This is a genomic window from Ottowia beijingensis, assembly GCF_042680925.1.
GTDB classification, from domain to species: Bacteria; Pseudomonadota; Gammaproteobacteria; order Burkholderiales; family Burkholderiaceae_C; genus Ottowia; species Ottowia beijingensis.
The window spans coordinates 217,435-241,698 of record NZ_JBHUEP010000012.1; the positions used below are offsets into that span (position 1 = coordinate 217,435).

The 24,264-nt window shown below is 67.9% G+C and carries 18 protein-coding genes and 1 tRNA gene; 14 read left to right on the forward strand and 5 right to left on the reverse strand.

Features of this window, described 5'->3' with window-relative positions:
* Nucleotides 1-49: 49 nt before the first annotated feature.
* On the reverse strand, nucleotides 50-2,869 hold the full coding sequence (polA, locus tag ACFSCU_RS16560; protein ID WP_377561176.1) for a DNA polymerase I: 2,820 nt from the start codon (nucleotides 2,867-2,869) through the stop codon (nucleotides 50-52).
* A gap of 58 nt (nucleotides 2,870-2,927) precedes the next feature.
* On the opposite strand from polA, the gene ACFSCU_RS16565 reads away from it, so the two are divergent.
* The 5 genes from ACFSCU_RS16565 (at nucleotide 2,928) to ACFSCU_RS16585 (ending at nucleotide 7,318) form a co-directional block, all read left to right on the forward strand.
* A complete protein-coding gene (locus tag ACFSCU_RS16565) occupies nucleotides 2,928-3,278 on the forward strand; it encodes a hypothetical protein (RefSeq protein WP_180549320.1) in 351 nt (116 codons plus the stop codon).
* Between the two features lie 31 nt (nucleotides 3,279-3,309).
* The gene (locus tag ACFSCU_RS16570) at nucleotides 3,310-4,308 is read left to right on the forward strand and encodes a homoserine kinase (RefSeq protein WP_180549321.1); all 999 of its coding nucleotides are present in this window, start codon (nucleotides 3,310-3,312) and stop codon (nucleotides 4,306-4,308) included.
* Nucleotides 4,305-5,108: a BPSS1780 family membrane protein gene (locus ACFSCU_RS16575; RefSeq protein ID WP_180549322.1), complete on the forward strand. Its 804-nt coding sequence runs from the start codon at nucleotides 4,305-4,307 to the stop codon at nucleotides 5,106-5,108. The genes ACFSCU_RS16570 and ACFSCU_RS16575 overlap by 4 nt, the downstream gene beginning before the upstream one ends.
* A 119-nt stretch (nucleotides 5,109-5,227) precedes the next feature.
* Nucleotides 5,228-7,078 (forward strand): bifunctional metallophosphatase/5'-nucleotidase, encoded by a 1,851-nt coding sequence (locus tag ACFSCU_RS16580; RefSeq protein WP_377561177.1) that lies wholly within the window; start codon nucleotides 5,228-5,230, stop codon nucleotides 7,076-7,078.
* 87 nt (nucleotides 7,079-7,165) lie between these two features.
* Entirely contained in the window at nucleotides 7,166-7,318 is a 153-nt protein-coding gene (locus ACFSCU_RS16585; protein ID WP_377561178.1) for a hypothetical protein, read from the forward strand.
* Between the two features lie 197 nt (nucleotides 7,319-7,515).
* On the opposite strand, the gene ACFSCU_RS16590 is transcribed toward ACFSCU_RS16585, so the two are convergent.
* Nucleotides 7,516-10,002, reverse strand: a complete 2,487-nt coding sequence (locus ACFSCU_RS16590; RefSeq protein WP_377561179.1) for a UvrD-helicase domain-containing protein — start codon at nucleotides 10,000-10,002, stop codon at nucleotides 7,516-7,518.
* Between the two features lie 292 nt (nucleotides 10,003-10,294).
* On the opposite strand from ACFSCU_RS16590, the gene ACFSCU_RS16595 reads away from it, so the two are divergent.
* Nucleotides 10,295-10,813, forward strand: coding sequence for a hypothetical protein (locus ACFSCU_RS16595; RefSeq protein WP_180549324.1), 519 nt, complete (start codon nucleotides 10,295-10,297; stop codon nucleotides 10,811-10,813).
* Nucleotides 10,814-10,981: 168 nt separating this feature from the next.
* Entirely contained in the window at nucleotides 10,982-11,959 is a 978-nt protein-coding gene (locus tag ACFSCU_RS16600) for a GMP reductase (protein WP_180549325.1), read from the forward strand.
* Nucleotides 11,960-12,368: 409 nt separating this feature from the next.
* Here the strand turns inward: ACFSCU_RS16600 and ACFSCU_RS16605 are convergent, their stop codons facing one another.
* Together ACFSCU_RS16605 and ACFSCU_RS16610 are read right to left on the reverse strand one after the other, a co-directional pair.
* The gene (locus tag ACFSCU_RS16605; protein WP_180549326.1) at nucleotides 12,369-13,130 is read right to left on the reverse strand and encodes a sulfite exporter TauE/SafE family protein; all 762 of its coding nucleotides are present in this window, start codon (nucleotides 13,128-13,130) and stop codon (nucleotides 12,369-12,371) included.
* A gap of 26 nt (nucleotides 13,131-13,156) precedes the next feature.
* On the reverse strand, nucleotides 13,157-14,056 hold the full coding sequence (locus ACFSCU_RS16610) for a LysR family transcriptional regulator (protein WP_180549327.1): 900 nt from the start codon (nucleotides 14,054-14,056) through the stop codon (nucleotides 13,157-13,159).
* A 125-nt stretch (nucleotides 14,057-14,181) separates the two neighbouring features.
* Here ACFSCU_RS16610 and ACFSCU_RS16615 point away from each other — a divergent pair, with 125 nt between their 5' ends.
* Nucleotides 14,182-15,177, forward strand: a complete 996-nt coding sequence (locus ACFSCU_RS16615) for a tripartite tricarboxylate transporter substrate binding protein (RefSeq protein WP_180549328.1) — start codon at nucleotides 14,182-14,184, stop codon at nucleotides 15,175-15,177.
* A gap of 470 nt (nucleotides 15,178-15,647) precedes the next feature.
* Here ACFSCU_RS16615 and ACFSCU_RS16620 read toward each other — a convergent pair whose 3' ends face one another.
* Entirely contained in the window at nucleotides 15,648-16,523 is an 876-nt protein-coding gene (locus tag ACFSCU_RS16620) for an alpha/beta hydrolase (RefSeq protein ID WP_377561180.1), read from the reverse strand.
* A 71-nt stretch (nucleotides 16,524-16,594) separates the two neighbouring features.
* On the opposite strand from ACFSCU_RS16620, the gene ACFSCU_RS16625 reads away from it, so the two are divergent.
* From ACFSCU_RS16625 to ACFSCU_RS16650, 6 genes are all read left to right on the forward strand, one after another.
* Nucleotides 16,595-17,521, forward strand: coding sequence for an NAD(P)-dependent oxidoreductase (locus ACFSCU_RS16625; protein ID WP_377561181.1), 927 nt, complete (start codon nucleotides 16,595-16,597; stop codon nucleotides 17,519-17,521).
* A gap of 156 nt (nucleotides 17,522-17,677) precedes the next feature.
* Nucleotides 17,678-19,024, forward strand: coding sequence for an NAD(P)H-dependent oxidoreductase (locus ACFSCU_RS16630; protein WP_377561182.1), 1,347 nt, complete (start codon nucleotides 17,678-17,680; stop codon nucleotides 19,022-19,024).
* Nucleotides 19,025-19,053: 29 nt separating this feature from the next.
* A tRNA-Ala gene (locus tag ACFSCU_RS16635) sits at nucleotides 19,054-19,129 on the forward strand.
* Nucleotides 19,130-19,326: 197 nt separating this feature from the next.
* Entirely contained in the window at nucleotides 19,327-21,087 is a 1,761-nt protein-coding gene (locus ACFSCU_RS16640; RefSeq protein ID WP_377561183.1) for a type I restriction-modification system subunit M, read from the forward strand.
* Nucleotides 21,084-22,400, forward strand: coding sequence for a restriction endonuclease subunit S (locus tag ACFSCU_RS16645; RefSeq protein ID WP_377561184.1), 1,317 nt, complete (start codon nucleotides 21,084-21,086; stop codon nucleotides 22,398-22,400). The genes ACFSCU_RS16640 and ACFSCU_RS16645 overlap by 4 nt, the downstream gene beginning before the upstream one ends.
* 307 nt (nucleotides 22,401-22,707) lie before the next feature.
* On the forward strand, nucleotides 22,708-24,222 hold the full coding sequence (locus tag ACFSCU_RS16650; RefSeq protein ID WP_377561185.1) for a Fic family protein: 1,515 nt from the start codon (nucleotides 22,708-22,710) through the stop codon (nucleotides 24,220-24,222).
* Nucleotides 24,223-24,264: the final 42 nt, after the last annotated feature.

The window sequence follows — 24,264 nt, forward strand, 5'->3', positions numbered from 1 at the left end:
GCGACCGGGGCCTGGAATCGCTTGAAATGGAAGCGCCCGGCCGGGGGCATCAATGGGCCTGCTCCCAATTCGGCCCCACGCCCACCTCGGCCAGCAGAGGCACCTTCAGCTCGGCCACGCCGGCCATCAACCGGGGCACTTCGCCCTTGACCCAATCGACCTCGGCTTCGGGCACTTCAAAGACCAGTTCGTCATGCACCTGCATGATCATGCGCGTGGCGCGCTGCTCTTTTTGCAGCGCATCCTGCACGGCCAGCATGGACTTCTTGATCAGATCGGCTGCCGTTCCCTGCATCGGCGCGTTGATGGCGGCGCGCTCTGCGGCGGCGCGACGCGGGCCGTTGGGGCTGTTGATCTCGGGCAGGATCAGGCGACGCCCGAACACGGTCTCGACGTAACCCTTGGCTTTCGCCGCCAGGCGCGTCTCGTCCATGTAGCGCTTGACGCCTGGATAGCGCTCGAAATAGCGCTCGATGTAGTTGCGCGCCGCCGTGTTGTCTATGCCCAAGTTGCGGGCCAGGCCGAAGCTGCTCATGCCGTAGATCAGCCCGAAGTTGATGACCTTGGCGTAGCGGCGCTGCTCGCTGCTGACCTGATCGGCGGCCAGGCCGAACACCTCGGCCGCGGTGGCACGGTGCACGTCCAGCCCGTCGGTGAAGGCGCGCAGCAGCGCTTCGTCGCCGGAAAGGTGCGCCATGATGCGCAGCTCGATCTGACTGTAGTCGGCGCTGACGATGACGTGGCCCGGCGGTGCGACAAAGGCCTCGCGAATGCGCCGGCCTTCCGTGGTGCGGATGGGAATGTTCTGCAGGTTCGGGTCGTTGCTGGACAGCCGTCCGGTCACGGCCACCGCCTGCGCGTAGTGCGTGTGTACGCGACCGGTGGTCGGGTTGACCATCTGCGGCAGCTTGTCGGTGTAGGTGCCTTTCAGCTTGGACAGGCTCCGATGCTCCAGAATGCGCGCCGGCAACGGATAGTCTTCGGCCAGCTTCTCCAGCACTTCCTCGTCGGTGCTGGGCTTGCCGGTGGCGGTTTTCTTGACCACGGGCAGGCCGAGCTTGTCGAAGAAGATTTCGCCGATCTGCTTGGGCGATCCGAGGTTGAACGACTGGCCGGCGAGTTCGTGCGCCTCCTGCTCCAGTTGCAGGATGCGCTGGCCCAGCTCGTGGCTTTGCTGGCGCAGCAGTTCGCTGTCGATCAGCACGCCGTGGCGCTCGATCAGGAACAGCACCTCGCTGGTGGCGATCTCCAGTTCGTAGATGCGCAGCAGGCCGGCGTTCTGCTGCAGGCGCGGCCACAGCGTGAGGTGCACGTCCAGCGTCTGGTCGGCGTCCTCGGCGCCGTAGTGCACGGCCTTGTCGAACGGCGCCTGCGCGAACGGAATCTGGTGCACGCCCTTGCCGCACAGGTCTTCGTAGCTGGTGCCGCTGCGGCCCAGGTGCCGGTCGGCCAGGCTGGCCAGGCCGTGCGGGCGGTGCACTTCCAGCACGTAGCTCTGCAGCATGGTGTCGTGCGCGTAGCCCGCCACCTGGATGCCGTGGTTGGCGAACACGTGGCGGTCGTACTTGATGTGCTGGCCGAGCTTCTTCTTCGATGCGTCTTCCAGCCAGGGCTTGAGCCGCGCCAGCACTTCATCCAGCGGCAGCTGCGCCGGCGCATCCGGCCCTGCGTGCGCCAGCGGGACGTAGGCCGCTTCACCCGGCGCCACGCTGAACGAGATGCCGACGATGCGCGCCTGCATCTCGTCGAGCGAGGTGGTTTCGGTGTCCAGCGCCGTCAGCTCGGCCGCATCGATCTTCGCCAGCCAGCGGTCGAAGGCGGGCCAGTCGAGCACCGTTTCGTAGCGCACATCGCCGCTCACCTGCGATGCGGCCGGTGCGTCGGCAAACAGGTCGTCGGCGGGCGCGGCGGCCGCTGCGGCGGGCTTGCGGGTGGGCTTGGCCGCTTCGGCGCCGGTCAAGGCCCTGGCCAGCGTCTTGAAACCGAAATTTTCATAAAAAGTGGCCAAATCGCCCTTCTGCTGGGCGCGAACAGCTATCGAATCAAGAGCTGGCAGACCCTCCACGTGGCCATCCAGATCGCAATCGGTGCGGATCTGCAGCAGCTGGCGGCCCAGCGGCAGCCAGTCGATCGCCTTGCGCAGGTTCTCGCCCGCGGCGCCCTTTATTTGCTCGGCGGCGGCCAGGATGCCTTGCAGCGAGCCATGCTCGTTCAGCCACTTGGCGGCGGTCTTGGGGCCGACCTTGTCGACGCCCGGCACGTTGTCGATGGCGTCGCCCAGCAGCACCTGGTAGTCGAGCATCTGGTCGGGCCGCACGCCGAACTCGGCCTGCACGCCGGCTTCGTCGCGGCGCTTGCCGCTCATGGTGTCGATGATGCTGATGTGCGGCGTGACAAGCTGCGCCAGGTCCTTGTCGCCGCTGGAGATGACCACCTCCACCCCCTGCTGCGCGGCCGCGTGCGCCAGCGTTCCGATCACGTCGTCGGCCTCCACGCCGGGCACGGCCAGCACCGTCCAGCCCAGCAGCCGCACCACTTCGTGGATCGGCTCGATCTGGCTGCGCAGGCCGTCGGGCATGGGTGCGCGGTTGGCCTTGTAGTCGGGGTACAGGTCGTCGCGGAAGGTCTTGCCCGGCGCATCGAACACGCAGGCGGCGTACTGGGCGTCGGGGTATTCCTTGCGCAGCGCGCCCAGCATGTTGATCATGCCGCGGATGGCGCCCGTGGGCTGGCTGGCCGGGTCGGCGGGGTCCGCGCGCAGGTCGGGCATGGCGTGGTAGGCGCGGTACAGGTAGCTGGAGCCGTCGACCAGCAGCAGGCGCGGCGGCTGCGCGGCGGCTGGCGCGGCGTCGGAGGGGGTGTCGGTCATGCCGGCATTGTGCACGCCGTCCTACGGCCCGCCAGCGTGGCCCGCCTAGAATACGGGCATGCGTTCCCTCACCGTCTTCAAGGCCCTGATCGCCGCCTGCGGCCTGTCCCTGCTGGCCCCGCTGGCCGTGGCGCAGACCGCGCCCGCCCCTGCCGCCGGCACCGTGCGCGACGAGCCCGTGCTGGACCGCAATACGCAGCGCGTGGAACACATCCAGCACGAGGACGCCGGCAGCCGCGTGAACGAGGTGCGCGTGGGCGGCGAAACCAAGAGCATCACCGTGCAGCCCAAGGCGCGCGCGCCCTCGTACGACGTGCAGCCCACCGACCCCAGCGGCACCCGCGCCGGCAGCCGCGAAGCCGGGCCCGGCAGCACCGGCCCCCGGGTCTGGAAACTGCATCAATTCTGATAGCGCATCGCGCAAGCTGGACAAGCGCCACATGGCGGTTTACACCGAAGTCTCCGAGGACGAGGCCCGTGCCCTGCTGCATTCGCTGGGCCTGGGCGAGTTGACGTCGCTGCGCGGCATCGAGGGCGGCATCGAGAACACCAACTACTTCGCCAGCACCGAGCAGGCCGGCGAGCCGCGCGACTGGGTGCTCACGCTGTTCGAGCGCCTGACGCACGCGCAACTGCCCTTCTACCTGCACCTGATGAAGCACCTGGCCGAGCACGGCGTGCCCGTGCCTGATCCGCAGGCCAAGGCCGAGGGCGTGCGCATCGGCCCCGGTGAAGACGACATCCTGCACACCGTGTGCGGCAAGCCCGCCGCCGTGGTCAACCGCCTGCGCGGCAAGAGCGAACTGGCCCCCGGCCCTGCGCACTGCGCCGCCGTGGGCGAGATGCTGGCGCGCGCCCACCTGGCCGCGCGCGACTACGACCGCCGCCTGCCCAACCTGCGCGGCCTGGCGTGGTGGAACGAGACCGTGCCGGTGGTGCTGCCGCACCTGGAGCCGGAGCAGGCCGCGGTGATCCGCGCCGAGCTGGCCTACCAGAACCACGTGGCCGCCAGCTCGGCCTATGCCGCACTGCCGCGCGGCCCGGTGCACGCCGACCTGTTCCGCGACAACGTGATGTTCGAGGGCACGCCCGAGCAGCCGGTGCTCAGCGGCTTCTTCGACTGGTACTTCGCCGGCGTCGACACCTGGTTGTTCGACCTGGCGGTGACGCTGAACGACTGGGCCATCGACCTGCCCACCGGCGCCACCGACGAAGCGCGCACCCAGGCCCTGCTGAACGCCTACCAGTCGGTGCGCCCGCTCACCGACGCCGAGCGCCGCCTGCTGCCCGCCATGCTGCGCGCCGGCGCGCTGCGCTTCTGGGTGTCGCGCCTGTGGGACTGGCACCTGCCGCGCGAGGCCAGCATGCTGACGCCGCACGACCCGCGCCATTTCGAACGCGTGCTGCGCCAGCGCGTTGCCGCGCCGCTGCACGCATGAAGCTCAACATCGTTCCCGCCCGCACCGGCACGCAGTGGGTGCGCGAAGGCGTGCGCACCTTCTTCAAACAGCCGCTGGCCATGGCCGGGCTGTTCTTCATGTTCATGGCCAGCCTGTCGGTGGCGGCCTTCATGCCGCTGGTGGGCGGCCTGCTGGCGCTGGTGCTGGTGCCGGCCCTCACGGCCGGGCTGATGGCCGCCGCGCGCGAGGCCGAGGCCGGGCGCTTTCCGATGCCGATGACGCTGTTCATCGCCTTCCGCCAGGGCCCGCAGGCCACGCGCGCCATGCTGATGCTGGGCGCGCTGTATGCCGTGGCCGTGCTGCTGGTGATGGGCGCCTCGGCGCTGATCGACGGCGGGCGCTTTGCGCAGCTGTATGTGGGCGGCGGCGGCATCACGCCCGAGCTGGTGATGGACCCGCAGTTCCGCTTCGCCATGTGGATGTCCACCCTGCTCTACCTGCCGGTGTCGCTGGCCTTCTGGCATGCGCCGGCGCTGGTGCACTGGCACGGCGTGGCGCCGGTCAAGAGCCTGTTCTTCAGCCTGGTCGCGGTGCTGAAGAACACCCGCGCCTACCTGCTGTACGGCCTGATGTGGATGCTGATGTCGTTTGCCGGCGGCATGGTGCTGCTGGTGTTGACGGCGCTGAGCGGCAGCGCCGCCGTGGCCTCGGCCGGCCTGCTGCCGGTGGCGCTGCTGATCGCGTCGATGTTCTTCACCTCGCTGTGGTTCACCTTCCGCGACAGCTTCTCGGACAGCGCCCCGCCCGGGGACGCCGCCGCGCCACCCGCGTCGGCCTGAGCGTCACGGCAACGTCACACCAGCGTCAACCGGCTTTCACATGACCTCGGCAGCATGGGGCGGTTTCAACCGACCCTATCTGCCGACATGAACCTCGCCCTGCCCGCCTCCGCCGCGCCATGATGCTGGCCTCCATCGCCCTCGCCGCTGCCCTTGTGGCCTGCGGCGGCAGCGACGACAACGACACGCCGGCGCAGCAGCCGCTGGCGCTAACCATCGCCCACATCAACGACCACCACTCCAACCTGGACGCCTTCGCCGCCCAGACGATGAAGATCGGCGGCGTGGACACGCAGGTGGAGCTGGGCGGTTTTGCCCGCGTCTCCCAGGCCTTCAAGGCCTACGAAGGCCGCGACGACGTGCTGAAGCTGCACGCCGGCGACGCCAACACCGGCACGCTGTACTACACCCTGTTCAAGGGCCAGGCCGACGCCGACCTGATGAACACCATCTGCTTCGACGCCATGGCCGCGGGCAACCACGAGTTCGACGACGGCGACGCGCAGTTCAAGAGCTTCATCGACCACCTGCACACCGGCGCCTGCCAGACGCCCGTGCTGGCCGCCAACATCAAGCCCCAGGTGGGCACGCCGCTGGCACCCAAGGCCACCGACGACTACCTCAAGCCCTACACCATCAAGACCGTGAAGGGCGTTCAGGTCGGCATCATCGGCCTCACCGTCAAGGGCAAGACGCAGAACTCCTCCAGCCCGCTGGCCACCACCGTGTTCGAGGACGAAGCCGTGGCCGCGCAGCGCACCATCGACCAGCTCAAGGGCCAGGGCGTCAAGCACATCGTGCTGCTGACCCACATCGGCTACCAGGACGACAAGCGCCTGGCCGCGCAACTGACCGACGTCGATGTCATCATCGGCGGCGACTCGCACACCCTGCTGGGCGACTTCTCGCACCTGGGCAGCGGCTATGCCGCGGCTGGCGCCTACCCCACGCAGGCGGTCAACAAGGACGGCAAGCCCGTCTGCATCGGCCAGGCGTGGGAATACAGCAAGGCCATCGGCGAGATGCGCGTGAGCTTCAACGACCAGGGCGAAGTCACCGCCTGCGGCGGCCAGGCCGCGCTGGTCATCGGCGACAGCTTCAAGCGCCAGGACGCCGAAGGCAAGTGGGCCGCCGTCGATGCCGCCACGCAGCAGCAGATCGTGGCCGCCGTCAACGCCGACCCGAGCCTGAAGATGCTGACCGCCGACCCCGGCGCCGCCGGCGTGCTGAAGGCCTATTCGGGCCAGGTCGATGAGCTGAAGAAGCAGACCATCGGCACCGCCACCGAGGCCCTGTGCCTGGTGCGCACCCCCGGCCACACCACCAACCGCAGCGCCGGCACGCCCGGCTGCGAAGACGCCAACAAGCTGGCGCGCGGCAGCGACATCGCCCAGGTGGTGGCGCAGTCCTTCCTCAGCGCCAGCCTGCGCGCCGACATCGCCATCCAGAACGCCGGCGGCGTGCGCGTGCCGGTGAAGGCCGGCCCCATCACCATGGGTGACGCCTTCACCGTGCTGCCCTTCACCAACGTGCTGGTCGAACTGCCGCTGACCGGCGCGCAAGTGGCCGCCGTGCTGGAAGACGCCGTGGCCGCCTACCTGGACGCCGGTCAGGCCGAAGGCGGTGGCCACCCCTACGCCGCCGGCCTGCGCTGGCACCTGGACATGAGCCAGGCCAAGGGCGCGCGCTTCACGCAGATCGAGGTGAAGGACCGCGCCACCGGCAACTGGTCAGCCATCGACCCGGCCAAGACCTACATCGTCGCCACCAACGACTTCATCGCCAAGGGCCAGGACGGCTACGCCACCTTCAAGCCCATCTACGACAGCGGCAACTACGTCAACAACTACCTGCTCTACACGCAGACCTTCGTCGACTACATCCGCGCTCAGGGCACGGTGAGCCGCCCCGCCGCCGGTGAGTACTCGCACCAGTCGGTGATCACCAAGGACGGCACCAAGCTGCCCTGACCGGCCCCGCGCCCGCCGCAGCGCCCGCCCTCGCCCGGCGGGCGTTGGCGCTTTCGGGCGGCTGCGGCGTTCGATGACGAATGACAAATGACCTCGCTGCGCTTCGATGACAAAGCGGCGGGGGTCTGGTTGAAAGCCCGCTGGAAAGCAGGCCCGCGCGGGGGGGACCTGTCAAATTTTATTGATAGTCAAAACAGGCTCCAGCGCCTGTCTACCGGGCGCAAGCAGCTTCTCTATTGATATTTGACTTCCGCGCCAAATGGCTATCGCCTGATTTCGTCTGGCCAACCCAGCCGGCCGTTCTGCGCGGCTTGACGACGACATGACACCGGCGATGCGCGGAACGCCTCGCACGCCGCTGGCGTCATGGCGGCGCAGCCGCCGTCATCGAAGCGCAGCGAGGTCATTTGTCATTCGTCATCAGACGCGGCAGCGCTTCAATCCACCACCGTCAGCTTGGCCACAGCCAGCGCCAGCCACTTGACGCCGTGGCGCGGAAAGCTGACCTGCGCGCGCGCATCGTCGCCCGTGCCTTCCACCGCCAGCACCTTGCCTTCGCCGAACTTGTTGTGAAACACCTGCTGGCCGGCGGCGATGCCGTGCGACGGCGCGGCCTTGCGCGGGGGCAGCGGCGCGGCGGCAAAGCTTGAATCGAGGGCACTGGTGCCCCAGGCGGGACGGGCGCCGGCAGCTCCTGAGACAGAAGCACCGATGTCGGCAAAGCCGCTGCGCCGCGGCGTGATCCACTTCAGCGCATCCTCGGGCAGTTCTTCCAGAAAGCGGCTGCGGATGTGGTAGCGCGTCTGCCCGTGCAGCATGCGCGTCTGCGCGTGGCTCAGGTACAGGCGCTTGCGCGCGCGCGTGATGGCCACATACATCAGGCGGCGCTCTTCCTCCAGCCCGTCCATGTCGCTCATCGCGTTCTCGTGCGGAAACAGGCCCTCCTCCAGCCCGGTGATGAACACGGCGTCGAACTCCAGCCCCTTGCTGGCGTGCACCGTCATCAGCTGCACCGCGTCCTGCCCGGCCTGGGCCTGGTTGTCGCCGGCTTCCAGCGCGGCGTGGGTCAGGAAGGCGGCCAGCGGGCTGAGGGTTTCCCCGGTGGCAGCGTCGGGGGCCAGGGAGGCCCCACCCTCACCCATGCCCTCTCCCGCCAGCGGGAGAGGGAGTGAATCTGCGGCGCCCGGCTGTTGGCTCCCTCTCCCCGCTGGGGAGAGGGCAGGGGTGAGGGGCAGCGGCGCATCCAGCATCGGCCCCTCCGGATCCAGCCCCTGGCTCACCGGGCTCTGCGTCAGCCCCGCCGTCTCATCCACCGGCAGCGCCACCGCATCGCGGCCGAAGCCTTCCTGCGTGACGAAGCTCTCGGCCGCGCTCGCCAGTTCCTCCAGGTTTTCGATGCGGTCGGCGCCTTCGCGGTCGGCGCGGTAGTGCTCGATCAGGCCGCTGGATTCCAGCATCGCCTCGATGATCTCGCGCAGCGTCTGGCCGGCGGTCTGCTCGCGCAGCACATCGATCTTCGCCACGAAGGCGCCCAGGTTGGCGCCGGCCTTGCCGCTCACGGCGCTCACCGCGTCGTGCAGCGAGGTGCCCACCGCGCGCGCCGCGTCCTGCAACTGCTCCAGCGTGCGCGCGCCGATGCCGCGCGGCGGAAAGTTGACCACGCGCAGAAAGCTGGTGTCGTCGCGCGGGTTCTCCAGCAGGCGCAGGTAGGCCAGCGCGTGCTTCACCTCCGCCCGCTCGAAAAAGCGCAGCCCGCCATACACGCGGTACGGCACGCCGGCGTTGAACAGCTGTGTCTCGATCACCCGGCTTTGCGCGTTGCTGCGGTACAGGATGGCGATTTCCTTGCGCTCGTAGGCCTCGCCCTTCACCAGCTGGCGCAGCTCATCGACCACCCATTCGGCTTCGGCGAAGTCGCTCGGGGCTTCATAGACGCGCACCGGCTCGCCCGCGCCGGCGTCGGTGCGCAGGTTCTTGCCCAACCGCCTTTTGTTGTGGGCGATCAGCGCGTTGGCCGAGTCGAGGATGTTGCTGTGGCTGCGGTAGTTCTGCTCCAGCTTGATCTGGTGCTGGACGTTGAACTCGCGCACGAAGTCGGCCATGTTGCCCACGCGCGCGCCGCGAAAGGCGTAGATGCTCTGGTCGTCGTCGCCCACGGCCAGCACGGCGCCGCCGCCCTCGCCCGGCAGCCCGGCGATCATCTTGATCCAGGCGTACTGCAGCCGGTTGGTGTCCTGAAACTCGTCGATCAGGATATGCCGAAAGCGCCGGCGGTAATGCTCGCGCACCGCGTCGTTGTCGCGCAGCAGCTCGTAGCTGCGCAGCATCAGCTCGCCGAAATCGACCACGCCCTCGCGCTGGCACTGCTCTTCATACAGCTGGTAGATCTCGGCCTTCTTGCGGCTTTCGCCGTCGCGCACTTCCACATCGCCGGGGCGCAGGCCGTCTTCCTTGCAGCCGCTGATGAACCACTGCAGCTGCTTGGGCGGAAAGCGCTCCTCGTCCACGTTGAACTGTTTGCACAGCCGCTTGATGGCCGAGAGCTGGTCCTGCGTGTCGAGGATCTGGAACGCCTGCGGCAGATTCGCCAGCTTGTGGTGCGCGCGCAGGAAGCGGTTGCACAGCCCGTGGAAGGTGCCGATCCACATGCCGCGCACGTTCAGCGGCAGCATGGCCGTCAGCCGCGCCACCATCTCCTTGGCCGCCTTGTTGGTGAAGGTGACGGCCAGCACCCCACCGGGCGACACCTGGCCGGTCTGCAGCAGCCAGGCGATGCGCGTGGTGAGCACGCGCGTCTTGCCCGAGCCGGCGCCGGCCAGGATCAGCGCAGGCTCGGGCGGCAGGGTGACGGCGGCGCGCTGTTCGGGGTTGAGGCCGGCGAGGATGGGCAGGTCGGTGCCGGTCGGTGAACTGTCTGCAAGCATCTCGTCGATTGTAGAAAGCGACGAGGCATGAGTAGTCGTTGCCCGTTGGGTTGACGCCTATCGCCTAGGCTGTAATGCCCTGCCCATATGGCGCATTCATCCAGCCCATCAAAGAGAGGAGACCTCGCACCATGCACGCCCGCCTTCGACATCGACGCCGCTGGCATACCGCCGCCGCCACCGCCCTGCTGCTCGGCCTGGTGGCGTGCGGTGGCTCGGACGACGATGCACCCACGACGGGAAACGAGGGGACGACCCCGCCCCTGCCCGCCGCGACCGCGCCGCCTCCCCGGTGCCCAAGTTCACCTACGCGCCCGACCCGCAGGTCTGCGCATGGGTCGATGCGCACGTCAAGCCGTTCCAGTGGCCGGCGACCACCGTCGGCCCGCGCACCTGGCCGGAAGTGGCGCCCGTAATCACCCATGCCCATCCGGTACGCGACGCGACGGGCACGCCGTACTACACGGTCGAGTCAAACGACTGGGTGCTGTCGGCCCATTACGCCGGGCAGGCACAGGCGCTGGGTGTACCGCCCGCCACCTTCGCGGATCCGGCAGACGGCCGTGCCGTGTGGCGACCTCACACCCGACTCTGGGCGCAGCAATTGGCCTGCACGCATGACCTCGCGCTCGACAGCTTCAGCGATACCCGCGTCAGTGCCTACATGCCGGACGAGGTCGCTGCCCGGCTGGCGCATGAGCAGTACGCCGTGCGGATCAGTCAAACCGATCTCTGCGCGCCGTCCGACTTCGTCTTCACTGGCATGCAGCCGCCCCCGCTGCCGCCCGAATGCGATGCACCCGCCCGGTAGCCGGCCATCGCCGTAGCAACGCCACGCGCCCTGCCAACCCCACTAGAATCAAGCACCGGGCCCAAGTTTTCTTGGCCCGGTTTTTTGTGCCCGCCACAACGCGCGGTGCAAACGCCGCGGCCAGGCCAAGCGCCCATCTTTTCAACTTTTGAATGGAGCTTGGGTTCAATGGAAATCTTCGACTACGACCACATCCTGCTGCTGCCGCGCAAGTGCCGCGTGCAGAGCCGCAGCGAGTGCGATGCCAGCATCGAATTCGGCGGCCGCAGCTTCAAGCTGCCGGTGGTGCCCTCCAACATGAAGACGGTGGTGGACGAGCCGATGTGCGAATGGCTGGCCGCGCACGGCTACTTCTACGTGATGCACCGCTTCGACCTCGACAACGTGGCCTTCGTCCGCGCCATGAAGGCCAAGGGCTTGTTCGCCTCGATCTCGCTGGGCGTCAAGCAGCCCGACTACGACACGGTGGACCAACTGGCCGCCGAGGGGCTGGTGCCCGAATACATCACCATCGACATCGCCCACGGCCACGCCGACACGGTGCGCGAGATGATCGGCTACCTGAAGAAGAAGCTGCCCGGCAGCTTCATCATTGCCGGCAACGTGGCCACGCCCGAAGCGGTGATCGACCTGGAAAACTGGGGCGCCGACGCCACCAAGGTGGGCGTGGGCCCGGGCAAGGTGTGCATCACGCGGCTGAAGACGGGCTTTGGCACCGGCGGCTGGCAGCTCAGCGCGCTGAAGTGGTGCGCCCGCGTGGCCACCAAGCCCATCGTGGCCGACGGCGGCATCCGCCACCACGGCGACATTGCCAAGAGCATCCGCTTTGGCGCCACCATGGTGATGATCGGCTCGCTGTTCGCGGGGCACGAGGAATCGCCCGGCCGCACGGTGGAGGTGGATGGCGAGCTGTTCAAGGAGTACTACGGCTCGGCCAGCGACTTCAACAAGGGCGAATACCGCCACGTCGAAGGTAAGCGCATCCTGGAGCCGATCAAGGGCAAGCTGGCCGACACGCTGGTGGAGATGGAGCAGGACGTGCAAAGCTCGATCAGCTACGCCGGCGGCAAGAAGCTGCTGGACATCCGCAAGGTGAACTACGTCATCCTGGGCGGCGACAACGCGGGCGAGCACCTGCTGATGTGAGGCGCGGCGCCTCCCTGTGTTGTGGGAGCGGGCTTGCCCGCGATGCAGCGTCTGCAGTGGGCGAAGCGCCCATCGCGGGCAAGCCCGCTCCCACAAGAGAATCACAAGCCAAATTAGGCTCTAGCGCCCGTCCAGCAAGCGCGAGAAGCTACCTAAATAATAGCGTCAGAGAATCCAGCCATCCGCAAGGTGAACTACGTCATCTTGGGCGGCGACAACGCGGGCGAGCATCTGCTGATGTGAAGCGCGGCGCTTCCCTGTGTTGTGGGAGCGGGCTTGCCCGCGATAGCAGCGTCTGCCGCGGGCGAAGCGCCCATCGCGGGCAAGCCCGCTCCCACAAAAAAACCACAAGCGAAATCAGCCTCCAGCGCCCGTCCAACAAGCGCGAGCAGCTATTCAACCCATAGCGTCAGAGCATCCGGTTGACGGCGTTCAGCATCAGCATCACGCCGCTGGCAACGAGCAGCGCGCAGATCACGCGGCGCAGCGTGGCCACCGGCACGCGGTGCGCCAGCGCATGGCCGACCAGCACGCCAATGACGGCGATCGGCAGCAGCACCAGCAGGCGCTGCCACATCAGCGGGCTCGACAGGCGCCCGTTGGCCGCCATCATCCCCAGCACCATCAGCACGGCGACCACGATCAGCGCCGGCGTGGTGGCGCGCATGGCGCGCGCGTCAAAGCCGCGCCGTGCCAGCCAGGCCAGCAGCAGCGGCCCGCCGGTGGCGAACAGCATCAGCACCCCACCCACGCCCGCGCCATACAGTGCGCCCAGGCCGGGCCGGGGCGCGGGCGGCGCCACTGCAAGCACCGCGCGCTGGCGCAGCGCCTGCACGCCCACCCAGGCCACGTAGGCGCCCAGCACCAGCAGCGGCAATGCCGAGGTCATGCGCGTGGCCAGCCACAGCCCAATCAGGCCGCCCGCCAGCATGCCGGGGCCCAGGTAGCGCAACTCGCCCCAGCGCACCTCGCGCAGGTTCAGCCCGCCCATCAGAACCGACGCCACCACGTCCATCACCAACACCAGCGGCACCACGTCCACCAGCGGCCAGCGCCAGGCCAGCAGCGGCACCGAGATGAGCGCCGAGGCAAACCCGGTCAGGCCCAGCGCCACATAGCCCAGCGTGACCACCAGGGCGGGATAGGCCATGTCGGCCCAAGCAAATTCCATGATGGGCGCGAGCATACCTGTGCGCGCTAATCGCGCAGGCGTTCATCGACAAAGCGGCGCAGCACCTGCATCACCGGCGCCTCGGTGCGGCCAGCCAGGCGCACGTAGGCAAAGCGCGCGCCAGCCACCAGCGGCGGCGCCATGCGCAGCTCGGCCAGTTCGCCCGCCTCGATGCCGGCGCGCGCGGCGGCCACCACGCCCAGGAACACGGCGTCGGTCTGCCGCACCGCGTCGAGCAGGCTGCCCACGTCCTCGCACACCAGCGCCGCCATGCGCGCCGGATCGGCGCCGGGGCCGTAGTGCGCGACGAAGATGCGCGCCACCTCGTCCGACAGCGGCGTGGTGGCCACGGGATAGCGCATCAGTTCGTCGAAGGTGACGTCGTCGCGCTGCGCCAGCGGGTGCGCGGCGCGGCAGACGAAGCCGCCGCGCAGCTCGGTCAGCGGCTCGATCACCAGGTCGGCCGCGGGCGCGATGCGGCGTGCGTCGATCACCAGCGCGTCCAGCTCGCGCTGGCGTAGCTGGTGCACCTGCAGCTCGGTCGAACCGCGGGCGATGGCCACGCGCACCTCGGGGTAGCGCGCAGCCACGTGGCTGAGCAGCGGCGTCATCAGCAGCGCGCCGGGGCCGGAGCCCAGGCCGACGCGGATGGTGCCCGCCTCGCCCTGGCGCAGCAGCTCGGCGCTGCGTTCGATCTCGGCCGCCTCGAGCACGATGCGCTGCGCGCGCGCCAGCACCGCCTCGCCCAGCGGCGTGAGCGTGCTGCGCCGGCCGCTGCGGTCGATCAGGCGCGCGCCCAGTTCGTCCTCCAGCCCCTGCAGGCTGCGGCTGAGGGCCGATTGCGTCAGGTGCATGCGCTCGGCCGCGCGCGAGAACGAGCCTTCCTCGGCCAGCGCCATCAGGTGTTCGAGTTGCCGCAGGTTCATCGTGCGATGACTTTATTTCATTGATAAGTTGAATTCAATTCATTGGACACATGAAATGACATGCAGGATAGTTCACATGTCGCCCTGGTGACGCTTCGTTTTCCGCCCTTTCTGGAGCCCCGACCATGCCCTTTGCCCGCCGCCACCTGATGCAGTTTGCCGCCGCCGCCCTGGCCACCCTGGCCTTTGGCGCTGCCGCCCAGAGCTACCCCACCAAGCCCGTCACGCTGCTGGTGCCCTACCCGGCGGGCGGGCTGTCGGACAACATCGCGCGCAAGGTCAACGTGCCGCTGGCCCAGGCGCTGGGGCAGCCGACCATCGTCGACAACCTCGGCGGCGCCAGCGGCAGCATTGCGGCGCAGAAGGTGCTGCACGCGCCCAGCGACGGCTATCTGGTCTACCAGGGCTCGCCCAACGAGCTGATCCTGGCGCCGCTGGCGGTGCCGTCGATCAAGTACAAGTCGGAAGACTTCCGCCAGGTGCACCGCATCGCGCTGGCGCCCATGGCCATCTTTGCCCGCGCCGGCCTGCCGGTGGCCAACGCCGACGAGCTGGTGGCCTACGCGGCCAAGGTGGCCAAGGAAGGCAAGCCGCTGACCTACGCCAGCGTGGGCGTGGGCTCGTTCTATCACCTGCTGGGCGCCAAGATGAGCAAGGACCTGGGCATCGAGATGTCGCACGTGCCCTACAAGGGCGCGGCCGACGCCTTCCGCGACCTGGCGGGCAACCAGGTGGACATCTTCATCACGCCCTACGGCCTGGCGCAGACCGAGTTCATCAAGCAGGGCAAGCTGAAGGCCGTGGCCGTGCTGACGCCGCAGCGCCAGCGCCTGCTGCCCGACACGCCCAGCACCACCGAGAGCAAGGCGCTGAAGAACTTCACCGCCGAGATCGGCACCGGCTACTTCGTCAAGCGCGACACGCCCGAGCCCATCGTGCAGGCGCTGCACAAGGGCCTGCAGAAGGTGCTGACCGATACGCAACTGCGCGCCGGCCTGTTCGCCATGGGGCAGGAGGTGTCGCCCGCGCAGACGCTGGCCGAGGCCGACAGGTCGTACAAGGACGAGATCGCCGCATACCGCGCCATCGCCAAGGCCATCGGCCTGCAGCCGGGGCAGTGATGCCGCAGCACTGATCGCTCAGTGGAGGAACGCAGGCGCCAGCTCCCACGGGACGAAGGCCCGGCGCCGTGAGGTGGCCGGGCTTTGGTTCGTGTGGGGTGCGGCGTGGCCGGGTGTGTCACGCCCTGTGGGACCGGGCTTGCCCGCGATGGGGCGGTCAGGCTCGGCGATGCGCCGCCATCGCGGCCAAGGCCGCTCTCACAAAGCCCGGCGAACCTATACTCCCCAACATATCCGCCGCCAGCGCCCGTCAGTCGGGCGCCACAACCCTATACCCCCAATAGATTCCGCTTCTTGATATTCAGCACGGGTCCCGTCAGCGCATCGCCTCGCGCTCCATCCGCCCCGCTCCCACAGGGTCCGGCAGACACATACTCCCCCATATGCACGCCGCCAGCGCCTGTCAGACAAGCGCTGAAGCCACATACTCCCCTAGCCTACTGATCGCCCAAGCACCAGCGCAGCCACTCTCAGCGCACCAGCTCGCGCGCCAGCCGGTTCACGCGCGTGCCCCGGGTCACCAGCGCGTCGACGATGCTGAAGTGGTTCAGCCCCGGCAGCGCGGCCGCCAGCGGCACGCGCTCGCGGCCCCAGGCCTGCTGGATCAGGCGGTTCTGGCGCAGGTATTCGCCGCTCTCGTCGCCCCCCACCACGGCCACGAAGCGCCCGCGCGCCGGCGCCGGCAACCGTGCCGGGCTGGCGTCGTGCACCTGCTGCGGCGTCAGGCGCAGTGCCTCCTGCAGGCTGGGCGTGTGCATCAGCGGCGCCAGGTCGTACAGGCCCGACAGGCCCATGGCGCGCTTCACCACGTCGGCCGGCAGTTCGGGGTCGAACACCTTCCACGCGCAGGCCAGCATCATGGCCGCCAGCTGGCCGCCGGCCGAATGGCCGATGACGCTGATGCGGCGCGGATCGGCGTTCAGTGTGCGCGCATGCCGCCAGCTCCAGCCCACGGCGCGCGCCACCTGCAGCGTGATCTGCGGAATGCTGGCCTGCGGGGCCAGCGTGTAATTGGGCACCACCACGGCGGCGCCGGCATCGTGCAGCGCGGCGGCGATGAAGCTGTGGACCGATTTGTCCAGCGCCTTCCAGTAGCCGCCATGGACGAACACCACCAGCGGCGCGCCCTTGCCCTTGGCGGCAAAGGCGTCCAGCCGCTCGCGCGGTGCGTCGCCGTAGGGCACGTCCAGCTCGCACGGCAGACTGCGCCGCGCCAGCGCCGATTCGGCCGACCAGCGGGCTAAGTGGTCGCCGTGCTCCGGCACCCGCAGGCGGTTGTTGTACATGCGCTCCAGCCACTGGGTGTCGGGCTGGTCGCGGCGGGAGGAATCGTTGAGGCGCGCCATGAGTGACGCCATTGTCGCAAAAGGTTTCGCGCTGGCGGCGGCTGCCCGCACTTTTTGCATTGCAGCCTAAAATGGCCTGCAGCGCCCATCTGGCGAGCGCAAGCAGCTATCAACAAAGGAGCAACAAGATGAAACTGGCACTGCTGGGCACCGGCCGCATGGGCTTTCCGATGGCGCGCCGGCTGTGCCAGGCCGGGCACGCCGTGCACGTGTGGAACCGCAGCGCCGACAAGGCCTCGCCGCTGGCCGCCGATGGCGCCACCGTGCACGCCAGCGCCGCCGAGGCCGCTGCCGCGGCCGACATCGTCATCGGCATGCTCGAAAACGGCCCGGTGGTGGCCAGCGTGCTGTTCGACCAGGGCACCGCCGCCGCGATGCGCCCCGGCACGCTGTTCATCGACATGGCCTCCATCAAGCCGCGCGAGGCGCGCGAACACGCCGCGCGCCTGGCCGAACGCGGCGTGGGCCAGGTCGACGCGCCCGTCTCCGGCGGCACCGTCGGCGCCGAGGCCGGCACGCTGGCCATCATGGCCGGCGGCGCAGCCGACGACTTCGCCCGCGCCGTGCCGGTGTTCGAGTTGCTGGGCCGCGCCACCCACGTCGGCCCGGCCGGCGCGGGGCAACTGGCCAAACTGGCCAACCAGATGATCGTCGGCATCACCATCGGCGCCGTGGCCGAGGCCCTGCTGCTGTGCGAGAAAGGCGGCGCCGACCCGGCCAAGGTGCGCGAGGCCATCGGCGGCGGCTTCGCCGAAAGCCGCATCCTGCAACTGCATGGCGAGCGCATGGTGACGCGCGACTTCGCGCCCCGCGCGCGCATGACGGTGCAGCTCAAGGACATGCGCAACGCGCTGGAAACCGCGGCCGACATGGGCTTTTCGGCGCCAGTCACCGAAGCGCTGGAGCAGCTGTACGCCGACGCCATCGACCACGGCGACGCCGACCTGGACCATTCCGGCCTGTTCGTCGAACTGGCCCGAAGGAATGGCATGACGTGACGAGCGCTCGGGCCGCCTGACTCCTTCCCCCGCTGGGGGAAGGCCGGGATGGGGGCCAGCCCGGTTGAACAGCACCCGGCCGTGCCCCACCCCCGCCCTCCCCCAGCGAAGGAGGGCCCATCAACCACCATCACCCCACTCACGAGCGAAAAACCCATGAGCCTGCACCGCCAACTGCAACAACGCGCCGCCAAAGGCCGCCCCATCCGCGTCGGCCTGATCGGCGCCGGCAAGTTCGGCAGCATGTACCTGGCGCAGGTACCGCGCACGCCGGGTGTGCACCTGGCCGCGATTGCCGACCTGTCGCCCGACAACGCACGCGCCAACCTGCAGCGCGTGGGCTGGGCCGCGGAACGTCTGAACGCCACCTCGCTCGACGACGCCCTGAAGTCCGGCACCACCCACCTCAGCGACGACTGGCAGGCGCTGGTGCGCCATCCGGCCATCGACGTGGTGGTCGAATGCACCGGCCACCCCATCGCCGCCGTCGACCACTGCCTGGAAGCCTTCGCCCACGGCAAGCACGTCGTCAACGTCACCGTCGAGGCCGACGCCTTCTGCGGCCCGCTGCTGGCGCGCCGCGCGGCCGACGCCGGCGTGGTGTATTCGCTGGCCTTTGGCGACCAGCCGGCGCTGATCTGCGACCTGGTGGACTGGGCGCGCACCTGCGGCTTTCCGGTGGTGGCGGCCGGGCGCGGCCACAAGTGGCTGCCGCACTTCTGCACCAGCACGCCCGAAACCGTGTGGGGCTACTACGGCCTGACGCCCGAGCAGGCCACGCGCGGCGGCCTGAACCCGAAGATGTTCAACAGCTTCCTCGACGGCAGCAAGCCGTCGATCGAAAGCACCGCCGTGGCCAACGCCACCGGTTTGGCTGTGCCGAGCGACGGCCTGCTCTACCCACCCGGCAGCATCGACCAGATCCCCAACCTCACGCGCCCGCGCAGCGAAGGCGGCGTGCTGGAGCGCAAGGGCATGGTGGAAGTCATCTCGTCCCTGCGCCCTGACGGCACACCCATCGACTACGACATCCGCATGGGCGTGTGGGTCACGGTCGAGGCCGAGACCGATTACATCAAGCACTGCTTCGAGGAATACAACGCCCAGACCGACGACAGCGGGCGCTACTTCACGCTCTACAAGCGCTGGCACCTGATCGGCCTGGAAGTCGGCCTGAGCGTGGCCAGCGTCGCCCTGCGCGGCGAGCCGACCGGCGTGGCCACCGGCTGGCATGCCGACGTCGTGGCCACCGCCAAGCGCGACCTGAAGCCCGGTGAATTGCTGGACGGCGAAGGCGGCTACACCGTCTGGGGCAAGCTGCAGCCGGCGGCCAAGTCCGTCGCCATGGGCGGCCTGCCGCTGGGCCTGGCGCACGACGTGAAACTGATCCGCCCGGTGGCGCAGGGCCAGTCCCTCACCTGGGCCGACGTCGCCATCGACACCGGCACGCACGCCTATCGGATTCGCCAGCAGATGGAATCCCTGCTGACACCAGACAGCTGAGGCCCGCGCTAAAATGCACGCACCTTCGTGGGGGGGTAGCTCAGCTGGGAGAGCGCGTCGTTCGCAATGACGAGGTCGGGAGTTCGATCCTCCTCCTCTCCACCACAAACCCTTCTTTCAAGCGGCCTCCGGGCCGTTTTTCTTTTCACACCCACAAATAAACCCCGGAACGGATTCGCCAACCTGGACGTTGCCGGGGTCTCGAGAGTCAGGCGGCGGTGTCCGGTCGTCGGGCTCACGCAATCAGGGAGCCGCTGAGGGGATGCGGTAGAGCCTTGCGCTCGCTCGATACACTCGTTCACATGGCCTCCCAACCCGCCCTGTCCTCCTTCATCTGGGCCGTCGCCGACCTGCTGCGCGGCGATTACAAGCAGTCCGACTACGGCAAGGTGATCCTGCCGTTCACGGTGCTGCGCCGCCTGGATTGCGTGCTGGATTCAACCAAGCCGGCGGTGCTGGCCGAACTGGCCGCCAAGGAAAAGCTCGGCGTCAACCCGGCCCCGTTTCTCTCGCGCATCACCGGCCGGCAGTTCTTCAACGCCAGCCCGCTCGATTTGAAGAAGCTGCTGGGCGACCCAACCCACGTCGCCACCAACCTGTTCGCCTACATCCAGGGCTTCTCGCCCGAGGTGCGCGACATCTTCGAGCACTTCGAGTTCCAGACGCAGATCGAGCGCCTGTCCAAGGCCGGCCTGCTGTATCAGGTGACGGAGAAGTTCTGCCAGATCGACCTGCACCCCGACAAGGTCAGCAACGCCGACATGGGCACCGTGTTCGAGGAGCTGATCCGCAAGTTCGCCGAACTGTCGAACGAAACCGCCGGTGAGCACTTCACCCCGCGCGAAGTCATCCGCCTGATGGTCAACCTGCTGTTCGTCGAGGACGACGAGGTGCTGGCCAAGCCCGGCGTGGTGCGCACCCTGTACGACCCCACGGCGGGCACCGGCGGCATGCTCAGCGTCGCCGGCGAATACCTGCATGAGCACAACCCCAAGGCCAGCCTGGCCGTCTACGGGCAGGAGCTGAACCCCGAGTCCTACGCCATCTGCAAGGCCGACATGCTCATCAAGGGGCAGGACGTGGCCAACATCGTGTTCGGCAACACCCTCAGCGACGACGGACACCCCACCAAGACCTTCGACTACATGCTCTCCAACCCGCCTTTTGGCGTGGAATGGAAGAAGGTCGAGCGAGAAGTGCGCAAGGAACACCAGGACAAAGGCTTCGCCGGCCGCTTCGGCCCCGGCCTGCCGCGCGTGTCGGATGGCTCCATGCTGTTTTTGCTGCACCTCATCAGCAAGATGCGCCCGGCCACGGAAGGCGGCAGCCGCTTCGGCATCGTGCTGAACGGCTCACCCCTGTTCACCGGCGGCGCCGGCTCGGGCGAGAGCGAAATCCGCCGCTACGTGCTGGAGAACGACCTGCTGGAGTCCATCGTCGGCCTGCCCACCGACATGTTCTACAACACCGGCATCGCCACCTACGTGTGGATTCTGTCCAACCGCAAGCCGGCGGCGCGCAAGGGCAAGGTGCAGCTCATCGACGCCAGCGGCATGTGGCAGAAGATGCGCAAAAGCCTGGGCAGCAAGCGCAAGGAACTGTCCGACGCCCACATCGACCGCATCACCCGCCTGTTCGGCCACTTCGAGGAAGCCAGCGACCACGACGCCGACGGCAGCGCCAGGCCCATCAGCCGCATCTTCGACAACGAGGACTTCGGCTACCACAGCATCACCGTGGAGCGCCCGCTGCGCGGCGAAGACGGCAAGGTGGTGCTGGGGCAGAAAGGCAAGCAAAAAGGCAAGCCCCAGCCCGACATCAGCCTGCGCGACACCGAGAACGTGCCCTACAAGGACGACATGGCCGAGTATTTCAAACGCGAAGTGTTGCCGCATGCGCCCGACGCGTGGATCGACCCGGACAAAACCAGGGTGGGTTACGAGATACCGTTCAACCGGCATTTCTACGTGTTCAAGCCACCCCGGCCGCTGGCCGAGATCGACGCCGACCTGAAGGCCAGCACCGACCGCATTCTGGAGATGATCAAGGGGCTGTCGGCATGAGCTTTGCGCGGTATCCGGCGTACAAGGACAGCGGGGTGGAGTGGCTGGGGGAGGTGCCGGCGCATTGGGAAGTCCACCGCCTCAAACGCTCAGCCCAACTGCTAACTGAGAAAACCGACCGTCGAACTAATCCAGTTGCACTTGAAAACATCGAAAGCTGGTCAGGCAGATTTGTTCCGACCGACACGGAATTCGCAGGTGATGGCGTCGCGTTTCAGCATGGCGACATCCTGTTCGGGAAACTTCGCCCATACCTTGCAAAGGCGCTACTCGCGCAAAACGAAGGAGAGGCGGTCGGAGACTTCCATGTCATGCGACCACAAGAGGGCGCGATTCCGCGCTTTCTCCAATACCAGTTGCTGGAGCAAGCATTTATCGACATCGTGGACGGCTCCACGTTCGGCTCGAAGATGCCACGCGCAAGCTGGGAGTTCGTTGGCACCATGCCGCTGCCAGCGCCCCCACCTTCGGAACAAACCGCCATCGCCACTTTCCTCGACCGCGAAACCGCCAAGATCGACGCGCTGGTGGCGGAGCAGGAGCGGTTGATCGCGTTGCTGAAGGAAAAGCGCCAAGCCGTCATTTCGCACGCCGTCACCAAGGGGCTTGATCCGTCGGTGCCGATGAAGGATTCGGGGGTCGAGTGGTTAGGGGAAGTGCCGGCGCATTGGGAGGTCGTTCGCATCAAGCATGTCGTCGCATCCATCGAACAAGGGTGGAGCCCGCAGTGCGAAAGCTACCCGGTGGAATCCGCAGATCAATGGGGCGTACTCAAGGTGGGTTGCGTCAACGGCGGCGTGTTCAATCCTGACGAAAACAAAGTGCTACCAGATGACTTGACGCCAGTGCCGGCTCTGGCGATTCGTGCTGGCGATGTACTGGTTTCTCGTGCTAACACGCGTGAACTGGTTGGGAGTGCAGCGACGGCGTTGATGGACTATCCCAACCTCCTCCTGTGCGACAAGCTCTATCGGCTGCGCTTGAACCACAAGATGGACGCTCCTCAGTATTTGGCGTACTTCCTTGGCTGTTTGCCAGTGCGGGAACAGATTGAGTTGGCCGCCACGGGCGCCAGCAGTTCGATGCTGAACATCGGGCAAGCGACGATTCTGGAACTGCGTTTACCGCACCCCGATGTGGAAGAACAACTGGCGATCACTGCGCATCTCGACGCAGTGACGGCACGCATGCGCGATACGGCGACAGAGGCAGAGGCAATCATCGCCGCCCTCCAAGAACGCCGCTCCGCCCTGATCTCCGCCGCCGTCACCGGCCAGATCGACGTGCGCTGCACGCCGGAACAAGCGCCATGAACTCCTGTTCTGATAGCTGCTTGCGCTTGATGGACAAGGGCCAGAGCCTGTTTTGACCCAAAAATTACCCCATGCGTGGTCGCCCATGACGCCACCCGAAGGACCGCCAGCGCACAGCGCGTAACTGAGCAAAAAATCCCCGCCCCCTCGGTTTCTGAACAAAATGTCGTCCCGCTGAACATTTTTTCGTCCGCTGGCGTCCTGTGCCGTCTGCTTTGGGTGCACGCCTGAAAAAAAAGTCAGCCTTCATCCCGGTTCTGAACAAAATGTCGTCCCGCTGAACATTTTTCGGTCCAAGACACCCCGCATGAACGCCCCCATCGGCTACGCCTGGCTTCAGCAGCACCTGCAAGCGCCCGACTTTCTGGGCGAGCAGCGCGCGCGCCTGGCGCCGGTGCAGCGGCTGGAGCGCCTGCCGGGCGGCACGCTGCTGGTGCCCGCCCGCCTGGCGCCCGCGCCCGACGCGCTGGCGCACGCACTGTTCGCCATCAAGCACGAGGGCGTGCGGCTGGACTATCTGGCCGCTGCGCTGCGGCAAGTGCCCGCGCAGGCCATGCTTGATCTGGTGGCGCGCACGCCCAACGGCGGCTACGTGCGCCGCCTGGGCCTGTTGTGGGAGCAGTTCAATGGGCAGCCGATTGACGGGCTGGGCGCCGGGCCGCAGGTGTCGGCGGCTTACGTGCCGCTGTTCGACCCGCGCACGCATCTGGTGGGGCCGTCGCGCCGCAACGCGCGCTGGCGCGTGGACGTGAACGGCCTGGGCGACTGGGGCTTCTGCCCGCTGGTGCGCCGCACGCCCGCCTTGCAGGCCGCGCTGGATGCGCAAGTGCTGGCGCGTGCGCAGGCCTTTGCCGACAGCGTGGGGCCGCAGATGCTGGAGCGCGCGCTGTCGTGGGCCTACCTGAGCGAGACCGAGGGCTCGTTCGCCATCGAGCGCGAGACGCCGCCGCAGGACAAGGCGGCGCTGTTCGTGGGCCTGCTGCAACGCGCGCACGACCGCCAGCCCCTGACCGAAGACTATCTGGTGGCCTTGCAGAACGCGGCGGTGACCAACCCGCTGGACCGCGCGGTGCAGTTCCGCACCGAGCAGAACCGCCTGCAGGACAGCCGCCTGGGTGCGGCCGGCGTCACCTATGTGCCGCCGCCGCCCGAGCTGGCGGCGGAGCTGATGGCGCACCTGATGGCGCTGGCCAACCAGCGCCCTGCCCCGCTGGACGCGCTGGCCCACGCGGCGCTGGTGTCGTTTGCGTTCGTGTTCATCCACCCGTTCATGGATGGCAATGGGCGCCTGTCGCGCTTTTTGACCCACCACGGGCTGGGCCAGGCCGAGGCGCTGCCGCGCGGGTTTCTGCTGCCGGTGTCAGTGGCGATGAAGCGGCACGAAGCCGACTACCTGGCGGCGCTGCAGGCCTTCAGCCGCCCGGCCCGTGCGCTGTGCCAGGTGCTGTGGGCGGGCGATGACGACTACACCTTTGACTGGGCCGCCGGGGCGGACACGTGGTTCCGCTACATGGACGTGACCGAGGGTGTGCGCTTCACGCTGGAGATGGCGCTGGCCGCGCTGGAGACGCACCTGCAGGGCGAGGTGGCCTTCCTGGCCCTGTTCGACGAGGTGAGGCGCCACATCGAGGCGCGGCACGACCTGCGCGGCAGCGACCTGGCCACGCTGATCGTGACCATCTGGCAGAACGGCGGCGTGCTGTCAGCCACCCGGCGCAAGCGCTTTGCCGAGCGCGTGCAGGGCCACGTGCTGGACGCGATCGAGGCGGCGGTGCAGCGGCGCATGCGCGGGCAGCCGCTAACCGATGATGACAATGACTGACAACGACCACGACTATTGAGAATTCCGTAATTCATGACACGC